Genomic DNA, 15093 nt, shown 5'->3' on the forward strand with positions numbered 1-15093 from the left:
ATCTCCCACCACGGCGTGGGCCGCCCCGCAAAACCGCCACCGGGAGAAGGCCGCCGCCGGTAGTGCTCGCCGGAAGGTGGTGCTTTGCTGGGGTAGGGGCGGATACGGCACCGGTGGCCGCGAAAGGAGCGATCACGATGGCGATGAACCACGAGCGACCGCACCCCCACTCCGTCTCGGTGGAGATCAGCGGGTGCAGCAAGCACGACGCCCGGATCGTGTTCGACGCACTGTGCTCCTGCTTCGAGTCCGACCGGTGCGCCGACGACGTGCCCGAGGAACTGCACGAGACCCGGCCGACCGTGTGGCTCGGCACCTTCGACGTCGCCGACGAGCACGGGGGCTCGCGGCCGGTGCACCTGGCGTCCTCCGTCGACGCCGACCTGCACGGCGGCTACTGGGCGATCGAACGGTTCCGCATGACCCTGGACTCGCTGTTCGACGTGCACGACCTGAGTACCGTCTCCGGCGACCAGGAGAGGGAGCTGCACGTGCGGCTGCAGAGCCGGTGAGCGCGGTGACCGTCCCTCACCCCGCCGGCAGGCCGAGGACGGCCCGCCGGTAGACGGCGTGCACCGTCGGCAGGTCCGCGAGGTGCACCTGTTCGTCGACGCCGTGCAGTCCCTCGTAGCGCGGGCCGAAGCCTGCCGCGGCCGGGACGCCCTCGGCGGCCGGCGGATTGCCCATGTTCGACGGGCCCGCGGTCTTGGCCCGCGCCGTCAGGCCCTGTCCGGCCGCCGGTGATCTCCGCCTGCAGCGCGACCGGGCGGCGGGCTTCGTCATGGAGCCGGCGGTGCGGCAGCCCGCGGGCGGTGAGCCAGGCCTCCAGGACCGCCAGAACGGGCGGGCCCCCAGCACCGCCAGAACGGGCGCGTGATCATCGAGGGCGGCCCGGCTCGGGCGGCGGATCAGTTCGCCCGCGACGTCCACCACCGCGGTCAGCGGCCCAAGGCCCCTGGTCATGGCCCTACTGTGCCCTCCATCACCTTGTGCAACTAGTTGCATAAACAGTCGGTAGTCCTCTACAACTACAGGCACGACACCGCGCACGGAGGGCCCGATGAGCCGTTACCCGCACCTGCTGACCCCCCTCGACCTGGGCTTCACCACCCTGCCCAACCGGGTCCTCATGGGCTCCATGCACGTCGGCCTGGAGGAGGCCGAGGGCGGCTTCGCGCGCATGGCCGCCTTCTACGCCGCCCGCGCCCGCGGGGGAGTGGGCCTGATCGTCACCGGCGGCATCGCCCCCAACGACGAGGGGCGGCCCTACGAGGGCGGCGCCAAGCTCACCACCGAGGAAGAGGCCGAGCAGCACCGGGTCATCACCGACGCCGTGCACCGCGAGGGCGGGCGGATCGCGATGCAGATCCTGCACTTCGGCCGGTACGCCTACCACCAGGACCTCGTCGCGCCGAGCCCGGTCCAGGCGCCGATCAGCCCCTTCCCGCCCCGTGAGCTCACCGACGCCGACATCGAGCGGACGATCGACGACTACGCCCGCGCCGCCCGCCTCGCCCGGCAGGCCGGCTACGACGGCGTCGAGATCATGGGCTCCGAGGGCTACCTCATCAACGAGTTCATCGCCCGGCAGACCAACCACCGCACCGACGGCTGGGGCGGTTCGTACGAGAACCGCATGCGCTTCCCGCTGGAGATCGTGCGCCGGGTGCGCGAGGCGGTCGGCGAGGACTTCATCGTCATCTACCGGCTCTCCATGCTCGACCTCGTCCCGGGCGGCTCGACGCTCGACGAGGTCGTCACCCTCGCCAAGGCCGTCGAGGCCGCCGGGGCGACGATCATCAACACCGGCATCGGCTGGCACGAGGCCCGCATCCCCACCATCGCGACCTCCGTGCCGCGCGGCGCGTACACCTGGGTGACCAAGCGGCTCATGGGCGAGGTTTCCGTCCCGCTCGTCACCACCAACCGCATCAACACCCCCGAACTCGCCGAGGAACTGCTCGCCGAGGGCGCCGCCGACATGGTGTCGATGGCCCGCCCGATGCTCGCCGACCCCGACTTCGTCACCAAGGCCGCCGCCGGCCGCCCCGAGGCGATCAACACCTGCATCGGCTGCAACCAGGCCTGCCTCGACCACACCTTCAGCGGCCTGATCACCTCGTGCCTGGTCAACCCGCGCGCCTGCCACGAGACCGAGCTCGTGCTCTCCCCGACCCGGCTGCGCAAGCGCGTCGCGGTCGTCGGCGCGGGCCCGGCCGGCCTCGCCTGCGCGGTCTCCGCCGCCGAGCGCGGGCACGAGGTGACGCTGTTCGACGCGGCGAGCGAGATCGGCGGCCAGCTCAACGTCGCCCGCAAGGTCCCGGGCAAGCAGGAGTTCGACGAGACGCTCCGCTACTTCCGCACCCAGCTCGACTGGCACGGCGTCGACGTCCGCCTGAACACCCTGGTCACGGTCGCGGACCTCGACGGCTTCGACGAGGTCGTCGTCGCCACCGGTGTCACCCCGCGCACCCCCGAGATCCCCGGCATCGACCACCCGAGCGTCGTCGGCTACCTCGACGTCCTGCGCGACGGCGCCCCCGTCGGCGACCGGGTCGCGATCCTCGGCGCGGGCGGCATCGGCTTCGACGTCGCCGAGTTCCTCACCGACGGCGGCGACAAGGCCCACGAGGACCCGGCGACGTACTTCCGCCAGTGGGGCGTCGACCTCGATTACCGCGGCCCCGGCGGTCTCGCGGCGCCCGAGCGGCCCGCGCCGCCGCGCACCGTCCACCTGCTCCAGCGCAAGACCTCCAAGGTCGGCGCCGGGCTCGGCAAGACCACCGGCTGGATCCACCGCACCGAGCTCAAGCACCGCGGCGTCACCATGGTCCCGGGCGCACGCTACGACCGGATCGACGACGCCGGACTCCACATCACCGTCGGTGAGGAGAGCACGGTCCTCGAGGTCGACACGATCGTGCTGTGCACGGGCCAGGAGCCGCGCCGCGGCCTGTACGAGGAGCTGCTCGCCGCCGGGCGCAGCACGCACCTCATCGGCGGCGCGGACGTGGCCGCCGAACTGGACGCCAAGCGCGCCATCAAGCAGGGCACCGAGCTCGCGGCCGCCCTGTAGTGCGGTGACGCGTCCCTAGGATGAGGCCATGTCACTCCCGCACGCGATCCTCACCGCCCTGCTCGAGAAGAAGTCCTCGGGCCTGGAGCTGACCCGCCGGTTCGACCGGTCGATCGGCTACTTCTGGTCGGCGACGCACCAGCAGATCTACCGCGAGCTGGGGAAACTGGAGGCCGACGGCCTCATCCGCGCCCTGCCGCCCGAGCAGCCGGCCCGCGGGCAGAAGAAGAGCTACGAGGTCCTGCCCGCGGGGCGTGCCGAACTGGCCCGCTGGACCTCCGCCTCCCAGGACCCCAAGCCGCATCGCGACCCGCTGCTGCTGCGGCTCAGGGCGGCGGCCGTGGTCGGCACGGCGGGTCTTGAGGCGGATCTGCGACGCCATCTGGAGCTGCACGAACGGCAGCTGGCGGAGTACGAGGAGATCGAGGAGCGCGACTTCCCGCCCGGCAGTGACGGAGCCGAGGTCCGGCTGCGGCACCTCGTGCTGCGGGCCGGCATCGACCTGGAGACCTTCTGGACCCAGTGGCTCCGGCGGGCCCTGGCGGACTTCGCCGAACTCCCGGACGGCGAGCCGGCGGAACCGGCCTGACCGGCGGCGGGCCGGGCGAGGCGAGGGGGGCGGGATGAGCGCCGGCCCGACGCTCCCACGACATGACGGTGGCCTGTCGGGCCGGGCGGCGTGAGGGCGGCCTGTCGGCTCGGAGGGCATGACGGCGGCCTGTCGGCCCGGGCGGTATGAAGGCGACCCGTTCGCCCGGAGGGCACGTTGGCGGCCCGTCGGCCGGGCGGCATGATGGCGGCCCGTCGACTCGGACGGCGTGACGGCGGCCCGTCGGCTCGGACGGCGTGACGGCGGCCTGTCGGGCCGGGCGGTATGAAGACGGCCCGTTCGCCCGGAGGGCACGTTGGCGGCCCGTGGGCCGGGCGGCATGATGGCGGCCCGTCGGCCCGGGCGGCATGACGGTGGCCCGTTCGCCCGGAGCGCTTCGGGGGAACGGGCCGCCGTCCGTACCGGGTCAGAGCCGGTACGGCTTGTTGCGCCGACGCAGGTACAGGGCCGTTCCGAGGAGGCCGGCGCCGACCAGCGTGCCGCCCGCGACCAGCGTGACGGTTCCGTAGTCCGTGGTGCTGCCGCCGACCCCGCCCATCACACCGCGGGACGGCGACGCCGAGGGGGACGCGGACCGCGAGGGGGAGGGAGCGGTGGAGACCACGACGGACTGCGTGCCCGCGGTGGTGCCGTCCGAGCAGACGACGATGACCGTGTACGTGCCCGGGGAGACATTCGACCAGGCGGCCGACTGACTCGTGGACGTCCCCGACAGCGTCACCTGGCGGCCCTGGGCGAAGCTGCCCTGACTGCTGGTGAGGAGCGAGGCGGTGCCCCAGCTGCCGTTGATCTGGGTGCACGAGCTGGTCGTGACCGAAACCGTGGACCCCGTGGTGCTCACGGAGATACCCGGGGCCGCGACGGCGGGCACCGCGGCCAGGGCGAGGGGCAGCGCGGCGACTGCCACGGTCAGGCCGGAGCGGAGAACTGGCGATGAGTTGCGCATGTGGACTGCCCTCCGGCGGCACGGTCGGCGGTACATCCTTGCGCCGCCGAGGGTCGGGGAGCGCCCGTGCTGCCTCGGGGTCAGCCAAAGCTCCCCGGGCCCCCGCCGCACCCCGAGCGCCCCCGTGCAGGTGACGGGTTGCCCCTCCCGGCCGATACGGCGGGATACGGCGGGGCGGGATACGGCGGGTACGTCCCGGCCGGTGCCGCGGGTACGTCAGCGCCCCGCCCCCGTCGTCACCACCCGCTCCGCCGAGAACCCTCCCCAGGTGCCGTCGGGCAGCATCGCCCGGACGCGGACCCGGTGCGTGACACCGGCACGCCGCCCGGCGTAGAAGCTGTACGTGGCGCGCTCGCGCGGGGCGCTGCCGCCGTAGACCAGGGACGTCGCGGGCCTGCCGTCCAGATGGATCTGGTACTCGGTGACCTCACCGTCCACACGGGGCGGCACCCAGCTCAGGTCGAGCTGGTAGGCCCCGTCCTCACGGTGGCTCGTCGCCCGGAAGTCCGTGGGGGCGGTGGCGCGGCCGTCGTCCGTGCCCGGTGTGGTCAGGCGGACCGCGCGGCCGGCGGGGGAGACGTTGCCGGCCGCGTCCCGGGCGCGGACGGTGAACGTGTAGTCCGTGCCGGGCCGCAGTCCCGTGAGCACGGCGGCCGTCTGGCCCCCGCCCACACTGTGGATCTTCGTGTCGCCCTGGTGGATGTCGTACGACACCACACCCCGGTCGTCCGTGGAGGCGGACCAGGACAGCTGGACCGCGCGGCTCGAGACGGCCCGCCCGCCGGGCGCCGACGGGCGGGTCGGCGCGGAGCGGTCGTCCGCCGCGGCCGCGGGCGTCTTCGCGGGCACCCGGCGGCTGGGCGGTCCGAGCCGCCCGTCGATGTCCCGCGCCCGTACGGAGAAGACATACCGCGTGGAGGGCCGGAGCCTGGTGACGTCCACCATGTGCTGTGAACCTGGCACCTCCTTGACCTTCGTCGTGCCGCGATACACCTCGTAGCCGTCGGCCCGGGCGGTCGCGTTCCACATGACATGCACGCTCGTCGCGCTGCCCGCTTCGGCGGTCACACCCGTCGGAGCGCCGGGCAGCCCGACGCCGTCCCGTTCCTCCGCTCCGGCCCAGCCGCAGGAGGCGAGCAGCAGGAGAGCCCCGCAGAGCGCCAGGCGGCGCAGGAAGGGCGGGGGAGCGGAACGTCCTCGCACGGCACTGCCTCCCGGGGGTGGTCGGCCCGCAGGTTCACCGGAATGGTCCGGACCAATATGACGCCGTTGGCGCGACCACATCAAGAGGGCGGGTCGGTGGTCCCTGGATGCCGCTCCCCCGAGGACGTCACCCCCGCCGTGCGTGACCACCCGGAAGAGTTACGTATGCTGAAGGCCTCACGGCCGAATTCCTGGCGGACACCAGGGAGTTCGGGCCTGTCGCGCGGAACCGCTGTCGTCGCAGATCCCGCGCCGGCGCGGGTGGCCGGGCGACCGGAGTCTTACACGGACTCAGGCGCCCGGCACCTGTCGGAGGTTGGGGGCATGCACCGTCCGGCCCCCCAGCGGTGGCCGGCTGATCGCCTCGGCATCAGATTGGGCTGAGTGCCCGTCAGGTCCCCCACGAGAGGCCCCCGTATCGTGCGTGTCCAGTCGCTCACTCTGGCCGTGGCCAGCGCCGCCCTGCTCGCCCCGACGACCTACCCCGCCGCCCACTCCCGGCCCGCCGTGGGGCGCGAAGGCGCCGTCAGCGCCGCCGAACTGCTCGCCAAGGTGCGGGACTGCGCTCCCGTCTCCCGTGGCCGCTACCGCAGCGACAACGGCGCACCCGCGAACATCCCGGTCTGCGGCACCCGTGACGCCGTGTTCTGGAAGGCCGACATGGACATCGACTGCGACGGCAGCCCCGGAACCCGCTGCAACAGCCGCACGGACCCGTACTTCGCCGCGAGCACGGCCTACGCCCAGTCCGACGGCCGCCCGTTGAGCGCCGAGCGCCTGCCCTTCATCGTCGTTCCCGCGCCGAGCTCCCTCTGGGACTACCGGGACCACGGCATCGGCGGCGGTTCGGTGGTGGCCGTGGTGTACCGCGACCGGGTCCAGTACGCGGTCGTCGGTGACACGGGCCCGCAGGGCATCATCGGGGAGGCGTCCTACGCGACCGCCAAGGGCCTCGGCATCCGCGCCGACCCGCACGGCGGCGGCGCACCCTCCGGCGTCACCTACATCGTCTTCAAGAACACCAAAGTGTCGCCCATCGAGGACCACGCCGCGGCCGTGACCGCGGGGGAGCGCGTGGCGAGGCGGTTCGCCGACGGGAGCCGGGCGGACGGGGGCTGAGGCTGACGACGCGTCACGGACAGCGCTGCGGCCGGGCATCGCCTCAGGGGCGTGCCCGGCCGCAGCCGTCCCTCACACCTTGCGGTACGCGTACGCCTCGGTGGCCGCCGCCTCCACCGCCGCCAGATCCGCCCCGGTGGACGCGGTGACGACCGCGGCCACGGCCCCCTCCAAGAAGGGGGCGTCCACCAGACGTGTCGGCTCCGGGAGTTCGTCGCCCTCCGCGAGCAGCGCCTTCACCGTGAGCACGGCGCTGCCCAGGTCGGCCAGGACGGCGACTCCGGCGCCTCGGTCGACGGACACGGCCGCGGCGGCGATCAGTTCGGAGCTGGTGCCGAGCCCGCCGCCCTCGGTGCCGCCCGCCGGAGCGACGGGCACCGCCGGGCCGCCGCCCGCGAGCCCCTTCGCCAGCTCGGCGACCGACGCGGCCACCTCCGCACTGTGCGACACCAGCACGATGCCCACCAGCTGCTCGTCACTCACCGGCGGCCTCCACGAGTCCGGCGATCAGCAGCGCCGCCGACGTGGCACCCGGGTCCTGGTGGCCGATGCTGCGCTCGCCCAGATAACTGGCCCTGCCCTTGCGCGCCTGCAGGGGCGTCGTCGCCACCGCACCCTCCTCCGCGGCGGTCCGGGCCGCCGTGAACGAGTTGCCGAGCGCGTCCACGGCGGGCACCAGCGCGTCGATCATGGTCTTGTCGCCCGGGGCTGCGCCGCCGAGCGTCATGACCGCGTCCACCCCCGCCCGCAGGGCCTCGGCCAACTGCTCCGCGCTGACCTCACCGGCATCGCCCAGGGCCTTGCCGGTACGGCGCAGCAGCGTGCCGTACAGCGGCCCCGAGGCGCCGCCGACCGTCGAGATCAACTGGCGTCCGGCGAGGGTCAGCACCCCGCCGGGCGTGCCGGGGGGCTCCTTCTCCAGGGCGGCCGTGACGGCCCTGAACCCGCGCTGGAGGTTGCTGCCGTGATCGGCGTCCCCGATGGGGGAATCGAGGGCGGTGAGCCGTTCCGCCTCGCGGTCGACGGATGCGGCGGTCACCGTCATCCAGCGGCGGAAGAATGCGGCGTCGAGCACTGGGTCTCCTTGCCTGGTAGGTACGTGGTGATCCTCTACCCCCTGCGCGTCACATGCCCCAGCGCAGACCCGGGGTGCTCACCGGCGCGTCGTACAGCCGCAGCAGCTCCTCGTCGACCTGGCACAGGGTGAGCGAGGCGCCCGCCATGTCCAGGGAGGTGACGTAGTTGCCCACGAGGACGCGGGCCACGGCGACGCCGCGCTGGGCGAGCACCCGGTGCACCTCGGCGTTGAAGCCGTACAGCTCGAGCAGCGGCGTCGCACCCATGCCGTTGACCAGGACCAGCACCGGATTGCGCGGCTGGAGGTCCTCCACCACTGCCTCCACGGCGGCCTCGGCGATCTCACCGGAGGTCATCATGGCGCGCCGCTCCCGGCCGGGCTCGCCGTGGATGCCGATGCCCAACTCCAGCTCGCCGGGCGGCAGATCGAAGGTCGGGCTGCCCTTCGCCGGGGTGCTGCAGGCGCTCAGCGCGATCCCGAAGCTGCGGGAGCTCTCGTTCACCTGCCGCGCGATGGCCTCGACCCGCTCCAGCGGCATGCCCTCGGCGGCGGCCGCACCCGCGATCTTCTCGACGAACAGGGTCGCGCCCGTACCGCGCCGTCCCGCCGTGTACAGGCTGTCGGTCACGGCCACGTCGTCGTTGACCAGCACCTTGGCGACCTGGATGCCCTCGTCCTCGGCCAACTCGGCGGCCATGTCGAAGTTGAGCACGTCACCGGTGTAGTTCTTCACGATGAACAGCACACCGGCACCGCTGTCCACGGCGGCGGCCGCGCGCAGCATCTGGTCGGGCACCGGGGAGGTGAACACCTCGCCCGGGCAGGCCGCCGACAGCATGCCGGGACCCACGAAGCCGCCGTGCAGCGGCTCATGGCCCGATCCGCCGCCCGAGACCAGCCCCACCTGTCCTGCGACGGGAGCGTCCCGCCGCACAATCACCCGGTTCTCCACGTCCACGGTCAGCTCCGGGTGGGCAGCCGCCATGCCGCGCAGCGCGTCCGCCACCACGGACTCCGGGACGTTGATCAGCATCTTCACGGGTACCTCCAGGTGAGACTGGTTGGTCCATGTGCCCCTGGCCTTCATTTTTGCAGTCCGAAAGGGGCCGGGCCAGTTGTCGACCATGTCGGTCGTCGGGTGATGCACACCCCTATATATCCGATCTATGACGCGTCCACGATGTTCCCGGCCCCAGGGCGGTGTCGATTTTCCGGTACCTCCTCCACGAAAGGGCCGATGAATGGGCCGGGAGATCTCACCGTGGTCAAAGAATCCCAACGCGGTTTCCCTGGCTGTGTCATGTTTTGTCCCTGCGCGAGCGCGGCACTCGGTATCTCGCGAGCGTGCCCCCCCCTGAGAGGTGACCATCGCTGCGTGCGGCGCGACTGGACGCGCCGGAATCCTGCCCGGCTGCCGGGCGGAACAGAGGGTGGTCGATGACGACGATCGGCGTGGAAGAGGAGTACCTGCTGCTCGACCCGGTCACGGGCCTGCCGGTACCTCAGGCGGACAAAGTGCGCGCCGCGGCGGGCGTGGGACACCTCGTGACCGACCAGGAAGTGCAGTACGAACTGCTCCAGGCACAGGTCGAGGTGGCCACGCCGGTCTGCGACACCCTGGAGGAGGTCGGCGGCCATCTGCTGCGGCTGCGGCACGCCATCGGCGTGGCCGCCGATCAGCACGACTGCCGGCTCGGAGTGTGCGGGACACCACCGGTGCGGCACGGCCGGCCCATCGCCGTCACCGACCAGGCCCGCTACCGGGCCATGGTGACCCAGGCGCCGCAACTCGTGGCGGAGCAGCTCGTCAACGGCACGCATGTGCATGTGGCCGTGCCCGACCGGGAGGCGGGTGTGCAGGTCCTGAACCGGATCCGCTCCCGGCTCCCGACGCTGACCGCCATGGCGGCGAACTCCCCCCTCTGGGACGGTCACGACACAGGCTTCGCGAGCTGGCGCACGGTGATCTTCAGCCGGTGGCCGGTCAGCGGCATGCCCCCGCACTTCCACGACGCCGCCGACTACGACCGGCGCGTGGAGCGGCTGCTGGAGTCCGATCTGATCTCCGACGCCGGTCAGCTCTACTGGCAGGCCCGCCTCTCGGAGACCTACCCGACCATCGAGGTGCGGTGCCTGGACGTCCAGCTGCGCGCGGACGAGGCGGTCATGCTCGCTGCTCTCGTCCGGGCCCTCGTGGAGACCGCCCTGACGGAAGCCGCCGAGGACACGCCCCTGCCCGACTGCGCGCCGGAACTGCTCCAGGCCGCCATGTGGCACGCCGCCCGGCATGGACTCGGCGACACCCTCGTCGACCCGGGCGGCACACCGCACCGCGCCGGCGACGTGCTCTACGAGTTCCTGCGGCACGTCTCTCCCGCCCTCGACGCGGCCGGCGACTCCCGGCAGGTCACCTCCCTGATCCACCGGCTGCTGCAGGACGGGACCGGCGCGGACCGGCAGCGCGCCGCCCTCGCCCAGGGCGGTCTGCGCGCGGTCACCGAACTCGTCAGCACCCAGAGCACGATGCCGTGACGCCGCGGACCCGCTCCTCAGGCCGCAGCGGCGTACGCGGCGGAGACGGCGGTGTCCACGCGCGCGTGGACGACCAGTCGCGTGCCGCCGGTGTCGGCGTCCGCCTCGAGCGCGCGACGGGTGGGCGCGCTGTGCGTGGCCACCGACATCAGGGTGCCCAGCCCGCCGCACAGGCGGTGGACCCGGAGGACCGCGCTGACCACCGCGCCCCGGGCGGCCGGCTCGTCGAGGACGATGACGACGGGGGTGGGCCGGTAGGCCCGGACGAGGTCGCTGATCTTCGCCACGAGCGTGGCGCGCCCGTCGACGCCGGGGTCCTCGTGGACCGCGATGACGAGGACTCCGTGATGGAGCGAATGGGACAGCAGCACGGCCTGTATGCCTCCGTTTCCTTCGTCGGCAGGTCGTTCTGCCATGGAAGTACCCGGAGGCGGCCCGTCGAAGCCTCGCGGAGCGGACGCCGCTCCCGGCGGCTCCTCGTCGCGGGGTTGCCGGGCCGGTCTCTGGGTCGCCGTTTGGCGGGTGGCCGCCGCGATCGTCACCGCGCCGCTCGTTCACCGCGCGCGCCTTCGGGTCCTCCGGCGCGGCCGGCTCGGCCATCACCTCGGCGACCGTCGCCCCCCGCCTGTGCGGTCCCGGCCACCTCGGCCTCCCGTCCCGCCCGCGGGGACTCACGCCACGGCGGAGCGGACGGCCCGTCCTCGCTCGGTCAGACGGGGAGGACGAACGGAGGGTGCGCACCGTTGAGGTAGTAGTCCCCGACGTCCCGGAGCCGTTGGCCCACGGGCTCGTAGAGAGTGTGGGTCCGGGCGTTGCGCCAGAACCGGTCGAACCCCAGCCGTGCGGACGCGGAGTGGGCGCCGATGATGTCGAGGGCGCGGGCGGTGGACTCCTGGGCGGCCCTGGACGCGGCGGCTTCGGCCATGGCCACGAGGACGGAGATCTCCGCGTACTCCTCGTAGGTGAGGTCCTCGCCGTCGGCCAGCCCGCCCTGCACGGCCCGGCACGCCTGGTCGGCGAGGGCGGACGCCGAGCGGGTGAGCACGGTGAGCTCCCCGTACGCCGTGAGCACCTGCGGGTCCTGCGGGGTGCCGTCCGGCCAGTCCGGGTGCCAGTGCGAGTGGCCGGTCCTGCTGTACTCACGGGCCTCGGCGAGCACGCCCTCCGCCATGCCGAGCCGGAGCTGCACCGACAGGAGGCGGCCGACCGGTGAGACGAGGGCGGTCAGGGGCGACAGGACTTCCTCGTCCGCCGACAGGGAACCCAGTACGTCGTCGGCGGCGACCGGCACCGCGTCGAACTCCACGCTGCCGCCGGCCGCCAGCCGCTGGCCGAAGGGGTCGGCGTCACCGTCGACGACCACCCCCGGCAGGGCCGGATCGACCACGAGCACCAGGGGTTCCCCGGTGCCGGCCCGCACCGCCCGTACGGCGAGCCGGTCTGCGACCAGGACGCCGGCGGCGTAGCTCTGCCGGCCGTTCAGCACGTACCCCCGCGTGTCCTTGGTGAGCATCAGCGCCGGTTCCTGACGGGCCAGGCCGCCGCCCCAGCACCACTGCTCCGCCGCGGACCGCCGCTCCAGCCGCGCGGCACGGGCGGGTCGGGGGAAGAACCGGGCGCTCCAGGACGTGAAGTAGTGACAGCCGAGGAGCTGGCCGATGGCGCCGTCCGCCGCCGCTGTCTCCCGGACCACGGCGTACGCCTCGGCCCAGTCCGCGCCGCCGCCTCCGAGTTCCGCCGGGACGAGCAGCGTCAGCAGCCCCGACTCACGCAGCCGTGACACCTCGTCGAAGGGGGGCTTGCCCGCCTGGTCCCGGGCGACCGCGTCGGTGGCCAGGTCGTCCGCCGTCTCGCGGGCCACCCGCAGCCAGTGCGCCCGGCCGGGCCCGTGCTGGTCGGACTTCACGGCGGGGCCGGTCGGCGCCGGGGCAACGCCCATCACAGGACTCTCCTCAAGTTCGCTTGCACAGCGGGGTGTTGAGCCTCACGAGGGGGAAAGATGTGTGGGCCATGCGCCTCATCCTGCGCAGTGGTGCAAGGCCCCGTCAATACTTTCCTAGTAATTCGATAGGGAAAGTAGGGAACGGCGGAAGGCGGCCAGCCTGATCCTCAGCCGCCGCAGGGGCGTGGGCCGCAGCACACGGATGGCGCCTCGCGCTAGTGCCGAAAGCCGAGCACCATCACCACGCCGGTCAGCCACAGGGTGAGCAGCAGCCCGTCGAGCACCGCGGCACTGGTGAAGTACCCGCCCACCACGCCCCACTGGAAGGCCGGGTTGCGGGCGACGGAGTCGACCAGCAGCGCGAAGAGCGACAGGGCGACGGCAGCGGCCGGCAGACGGCCGGCGTTCCGGTGCGGCACGATCCGCGGCAGGTCGTCGCCGGGCCCCGGGCCGGAGGTTCGCGGGACCGGGAACGGATGGTGACAGACGCACGCGGAGCGCCGGCGACACCCGATGCGGTCACGACCTGACCGCATCCCGTGCGACCGTGAGCGCGTAGGCCGCCCGGACACCTGGACCTCGGGTCGGCACACGACGCGAAGGTCGAGGTGTTCCGATGACCGTGCTCGACGCCCGGGCGCTGAACCGCGCCACCCTCGCCCGGCAGTTGCTCCTCGAGCGGGCCGGCCTGCCGGTCCTCGACGCCGTCGGGCACCTGGGCGGACTGCAGGCGCAGGAACCGCAGGAGCCGTTCCTCGGGCTCTTCTCGCGGCTGCGGGCGTTCGACCCGGCGGAGCTGTCGGACCTGCTGACCGGGCGGCGGGTCGTGCGCACCCACCTCATGCGCCGCACCGTCCACCTGGTCACCAGCGACGATGTCGTGGCCTGGCGCGCCCGCCACGACGACATGCTGCGCCGGCGGGTTCTCGGGGTCTACCGGCGCGAGTTCGACGGGGTCGACCTCGATGAACTCGCCGCGGCGGGCCGGGAGGTCCTGGCCGACGGCGAACCCCGCTCCATGCCCGAAATCGCGCGAGCCGTCGCCGACCGCTGGCCCGCGGCGGGGCCCAGGCCCCTGGGCGAGATGCTGGTCGCCGCCCTTCTCCCCACGGTCCGACTGCCGCCGCGAGGCCTGTGGCGCACGAAGGCGGGAGTGCGCTACGCACTGATCTCCTCCTGGCTGGGCCGCGACATCGACCCGCCCGCCCCGGACGGCTCCGACCCCGTGGGCCAGGCCCTGGTACGGCGCTACCTGACGGCCTACGGCCCTGCCGCCTCGGCAGACCTGCGCGCCTGGTGCGGCCTCGCCGGACTGCCCGGCGCGGTCTCCGCCGTGCGCGAGGAACTCGTCGCCTTCCGCGACGAGCGAGGCCGCGAACTGCTCGACCTCCCCGACGCGCCCCGCCCCGACCTCGACACCCCGGCACCCGTACGGTTCCTGCCGGCGTTCGACAACGCGATCCTCGGCTACCACGACCGCAGCCGGATCATCGACGACGACCACCGCCCTGTGTCCGTGGCAGGTGAACGCGTCGTCCTGGTCGACGGCAGGGTGGCCGCGACCTGGACCGTCGAGACGGACACCGTGCTCGTCACCCCGCTGCGCCGCTTCTCCCGGACGGACCGCACGAGTGTCGCCGAGGAGGGCCGGGCGATGGCCTCCTTCCTCTCCGGAGCCGGCAGCGACCGGGTGCGGATCGACACCTCTCCTGTCTGAACCACGCCCTCACGCGCCCGGAACGATCCGCCGACGTTGATCGGCGAGCGTTCACGGCAACCAGGCGCACACTGGAAGGGTGCTGCCGGTGCTCACGAGGGGGTGTCGGCCGATGAAATCGTCAGAGCGCATGACCGTGCGGTGGTGGCGGTGGCGTCGCAACGCGCTCAAACGGCGCGTCGACGTCGTCGAGGCCTGGGTCGTGCTGGCCGGGTGGGTGCTCGCCCTGCTGGGCGGGGTGGTCGCCGGGCTGGTGGCGGCGGGCACGGTCGAGCAGGCCGTCGAACGGCAGCGCGCCGAGAGCCGCCAGGTCCCGGCGGTGGTCGTCAAGGACGCGCCCGGCCCGCCATCGGCCGGCGCGGCGAGCGACCACCGGGTGTGGGGCAAGGTGCGGTGGACGGCGCCGGACGGCTCGACCCACCGGGACGAGGCCCGGGTACCGCCCAGGGCCCCCGCCGGGAGCACCCTCTCCGTGTGGGTGAACCGGAGCGGTGACCTCACGACGCCTCCGGTGTCCAGTGGCGAGGCATGGCTGCACACCGTCATGGCCGGTGCGCTCGGCGGGGTGTTCGCGGGCAGTGCGGCACTGGGCGCCACCTGGCTGGCCCGCCTGCTCCTCGACCGGCGGCGCATGGCCCAGTGGGACGCCGAGTGGGAGCGGATCGACACCAGAAGGGGCTGGAAGACGGGCTGACGGAGTGCACCGAGATCGCTCCCCGGGCCGGTCGGCCTCGGCGGTTCGATGGTTTGGTGACCCGGCAACCGCAAGGCGGCCCCTCACCCGTAGCGGTACGTCAGCGAATCCGCCTCCGCCTGCTCGATGCCGGCGCTCGTCGGCCCCGGCATCCGCAACTGGGCCAGAAATGCACG

At 73.2% G+C, this 15093-nt stretch carries 15 protein-coding genes and 1 pseudogene; 7 read left to right on the forward strand and 9 right to left on the reverse strand.

Annotated features, from left to right (window positions below; all coding sequences use genetic code 11):
* Positions 1-143: 143 nt before the first annotated feature.
* Complete coding sequence (locus tag IGS69_RS31965) at positions 144-512, forward strand: hypothetical protein (protein ID WP_190904736.1); 369 nt, start codon at positions 144-146, stop codon at positions 510-512.
* Positions 513-528: 16 nt separating this feature from the next.
* On the opposite strand, the gene IGS69_RS34880 is transcribed toward IGS69_RS31965, so the two are convergent.
* Positions 529-963 (reverse strand): M20 family metallopeptidase, encoded by a 435-nt coding sequence (locus IGS69_RS34880; protein WP_232543695.1) that lies wholly within the window; start codon positions 961-963, stop codon positions 529-531.
* A 97-nt stretch (positions 964-1060) separates the two neighbouring features.
* Between IGS69_RS34880 and IGS69_RS31975 the strand changes: the two genes are divergently transcribed.
* Both IGS69_RS31975 and IGS69_RS31980 read left to right on the forward strand, forming a co-directional pair.
* Positions 1061-3076 carry an NADPH-dependent 2,4-dienoyl-CoA reductase gene (locus IGS69_RS31975; protein WP_190903928.1) on the forward strand — a complete coding sequence of 672 codons (2016 nt, stop codon included), beginning with the start codon at positions 1061-1063 and terminating at the stop codon, positions 3074-3076.
* A 28-nt stretch (positions 3077-3104) separates the two neighbouring features.
* Positions 3105-3665, forward strand: coding sequence for a PadR family transcriptional regulator (locus IGS69_RS31980; protein WP_190903929.1), 561 nt, complete (start codon positions 3105-3107; stop codon positions 3663-3665).
* A gap of 427 nt (positions 3666-4092) precedes the next feature.
* On the opposite strand, the gene IGS69_RS31985 is transcribed toward IGS69_RS31980, so the two are convergent.
* Together IGS69_RS31985 and IGS69_RS31990 are read right to left on the reverse strand one after the other, a co-directional pair.
* Positions 4093-4632 carry a hypothetical protein gene (locus tag IGS69_RS31985; protein WP_190903930.1) on the reverse strand — a complete coding sequence of 180 codons (540 nt, stop codon included), beginning with the start codon at positions 4630-4632 and terminating at the stop codon, positions 4093-4095.
* Between the two features lie 216 nt (positions 4633-4848).
* Positions 4849-5835 (reverse strand): fibronectin type III domain-containing protein, encoded by a 987-nt coding sequence (locus IGS69_RS31990; RefSeq protein ID WP_232543696.1) that lies wholly within the window; start codon positions 5833-5835, stop codon positions 4849-4851.
* Between the two features lie 420 nt (positions 5836-6255).
* On the opposite strand from IGS69_RS31990, the gene IGS69_RS31995 reads away from it, so the two are divergent.
* Complete coding sequence (locus IGS69_RS31995; protein ID WP_190903932.1) at positions 6256-6954, forward strand: glycoside hydrolase family 75 protein; 699 nt, start codon at positions 6256-6258, stop codon at positions 6952-6954.
* A 72-nt stretch (positions 6955-7026) separates the two neighbouring features.
* Here the strand turns inward: IGS69_RS31995 and IGS69_RS32000 are convergent, their stop codons facing one another.
* From IGS69_RS32000 to dhaK, 3 genes are read right to left on the reverse strand one after another with little or no spacing between them, the layout of a single operon-like run.
* Positions 7027-7437: a PTS-dependent dihydroxyacetone kinase phosphotransferase subunit DhaM gene (locus IGS69_RS32000; protein WP_190903933.1), complete on the reverse strand. Its 411-nt coding sequence runs from the start codon at positions 7435-7437 to the stop codon at positions 7027-7029.
* A complete protein-coding gene (gene dhaL, locus IGS69_RS32005; RefSeq protein ID WP_190903934.1) occupies positions 7430-8029 on the reverse strand; it encodes a dihydroxyacetone kinase subunit DhaL in 600 nt (199 codons plus the stop codon). Before dhaL ends, IGS69_RS32000 begins: the two co-directional genes overlap by 8 nt.
* A 49-nt stretch (positions 8030-8078) precedes the next feature.
* Positions 8079-9071: a dihydroxyacetone kinase subunit DhaK gene (gene dhaK / locus IGS69_RS32010; RefSeq protein ID WP_190903935.1), complete on the reverse strand. Its 993-nt coding sequence runs from the start codon at positions 9069-9071 to the stop codon at positions 8079-8081.
* Between the two features lie 398 nt (positions 9072-9469).
* Between dhaK and IGS69_RS32015 the strand changes: the two genes are divergently transcribed.
* The gene (locus IGS69_RS32015) at positions 9470-10564 is read left to right on the forward strand and encodes a carboxylate-amine ligase (protein ID WP_190903936.1); all 1095 of its coding nucleotides are present in this window, start codon (positions 9470-9472) and stop codon (positions 10562-10564) included.
* Positions 10565-10581: 17 nt separating this feature from the next.
* On the opposite strand, the gene IGS69_RS32020 is transcribed toward IGS69_RS32015, so the two are convergent.
* The 3 genes and pseudogenes from IGS69_RS32020 to IGS69_RS32030 form a co-directional block, all read right to left on the reverse strand.
* Positions 10582-10932, reverse strand: a complete 351-nt coding sequence (locus IGS69_RS32020; RefSeq protein ID WP_190904737.1) for a hypothetical protein — start codon at positions 10930-10932, stop codon at positions 10582-10584.
* Positions 10933-11273: 341 nt separating this feature from the next.
* Positions 11274-12503, reverse strand: a complete 1230-nt coding sequence (locus IGS69_RS32025; RefSeq protein ID WP_190903937.1) for an acyl-CoA dehydrogenase family protein — start codon at positions 12501-12503, stop codon at positions 11274-11276.
* Between the two features lie 227 nt (positions 12504-12730).
* A pseudogene (locus tag IGS69_RS32030) lies at positions 12731-13042 on the reverse strand (hypothetical protein); the annotation flags it as partial.
* 80 nt (positions 13043-13122) lie between these two features.
* On the opposite strand from IGS69_RS32030, the gene IGS69_RS32035 reads away from it, so the two are divergent.
* Together IGS69_RS32035 and IGS69_RS32040 are read left to right on the forward strand one after the other, a co-directional pair.
* Positions 13123-14223 carry a winged helix DNA-binding domain-containing protein gene (locus IGS69_RS32035; RefSeq protein WP_190903938.1) on the forward strand — a complete coding sequence of 367 codons (1101 nt, stop codon included), beginning with the start codon at positions 13123-13125 and terminating at the stop codon, positions 14221-14223.
* A gap of 112 nt (positions 14224-14335) precedes the next feature.
* Entirely contained in the window at positions 14336-14917 is a 582-nt protein-coding gene (locus IGS69_RS32040; protein ID WP_232543697.1) for an Rv1733c family protein, read from the forward strand.
* Positions 14918-15093 lie beyond the last annotated feature (176 nt).

Source organism: Streptomyces tuirus (genome assembly GCF_014701095.1).
Lineage (GTDB): Bacteria > Actinomycetota > Actinomycetes > Streptomycetales > Streptomycetaceae > Streptomyces > Streptomyces tuirus.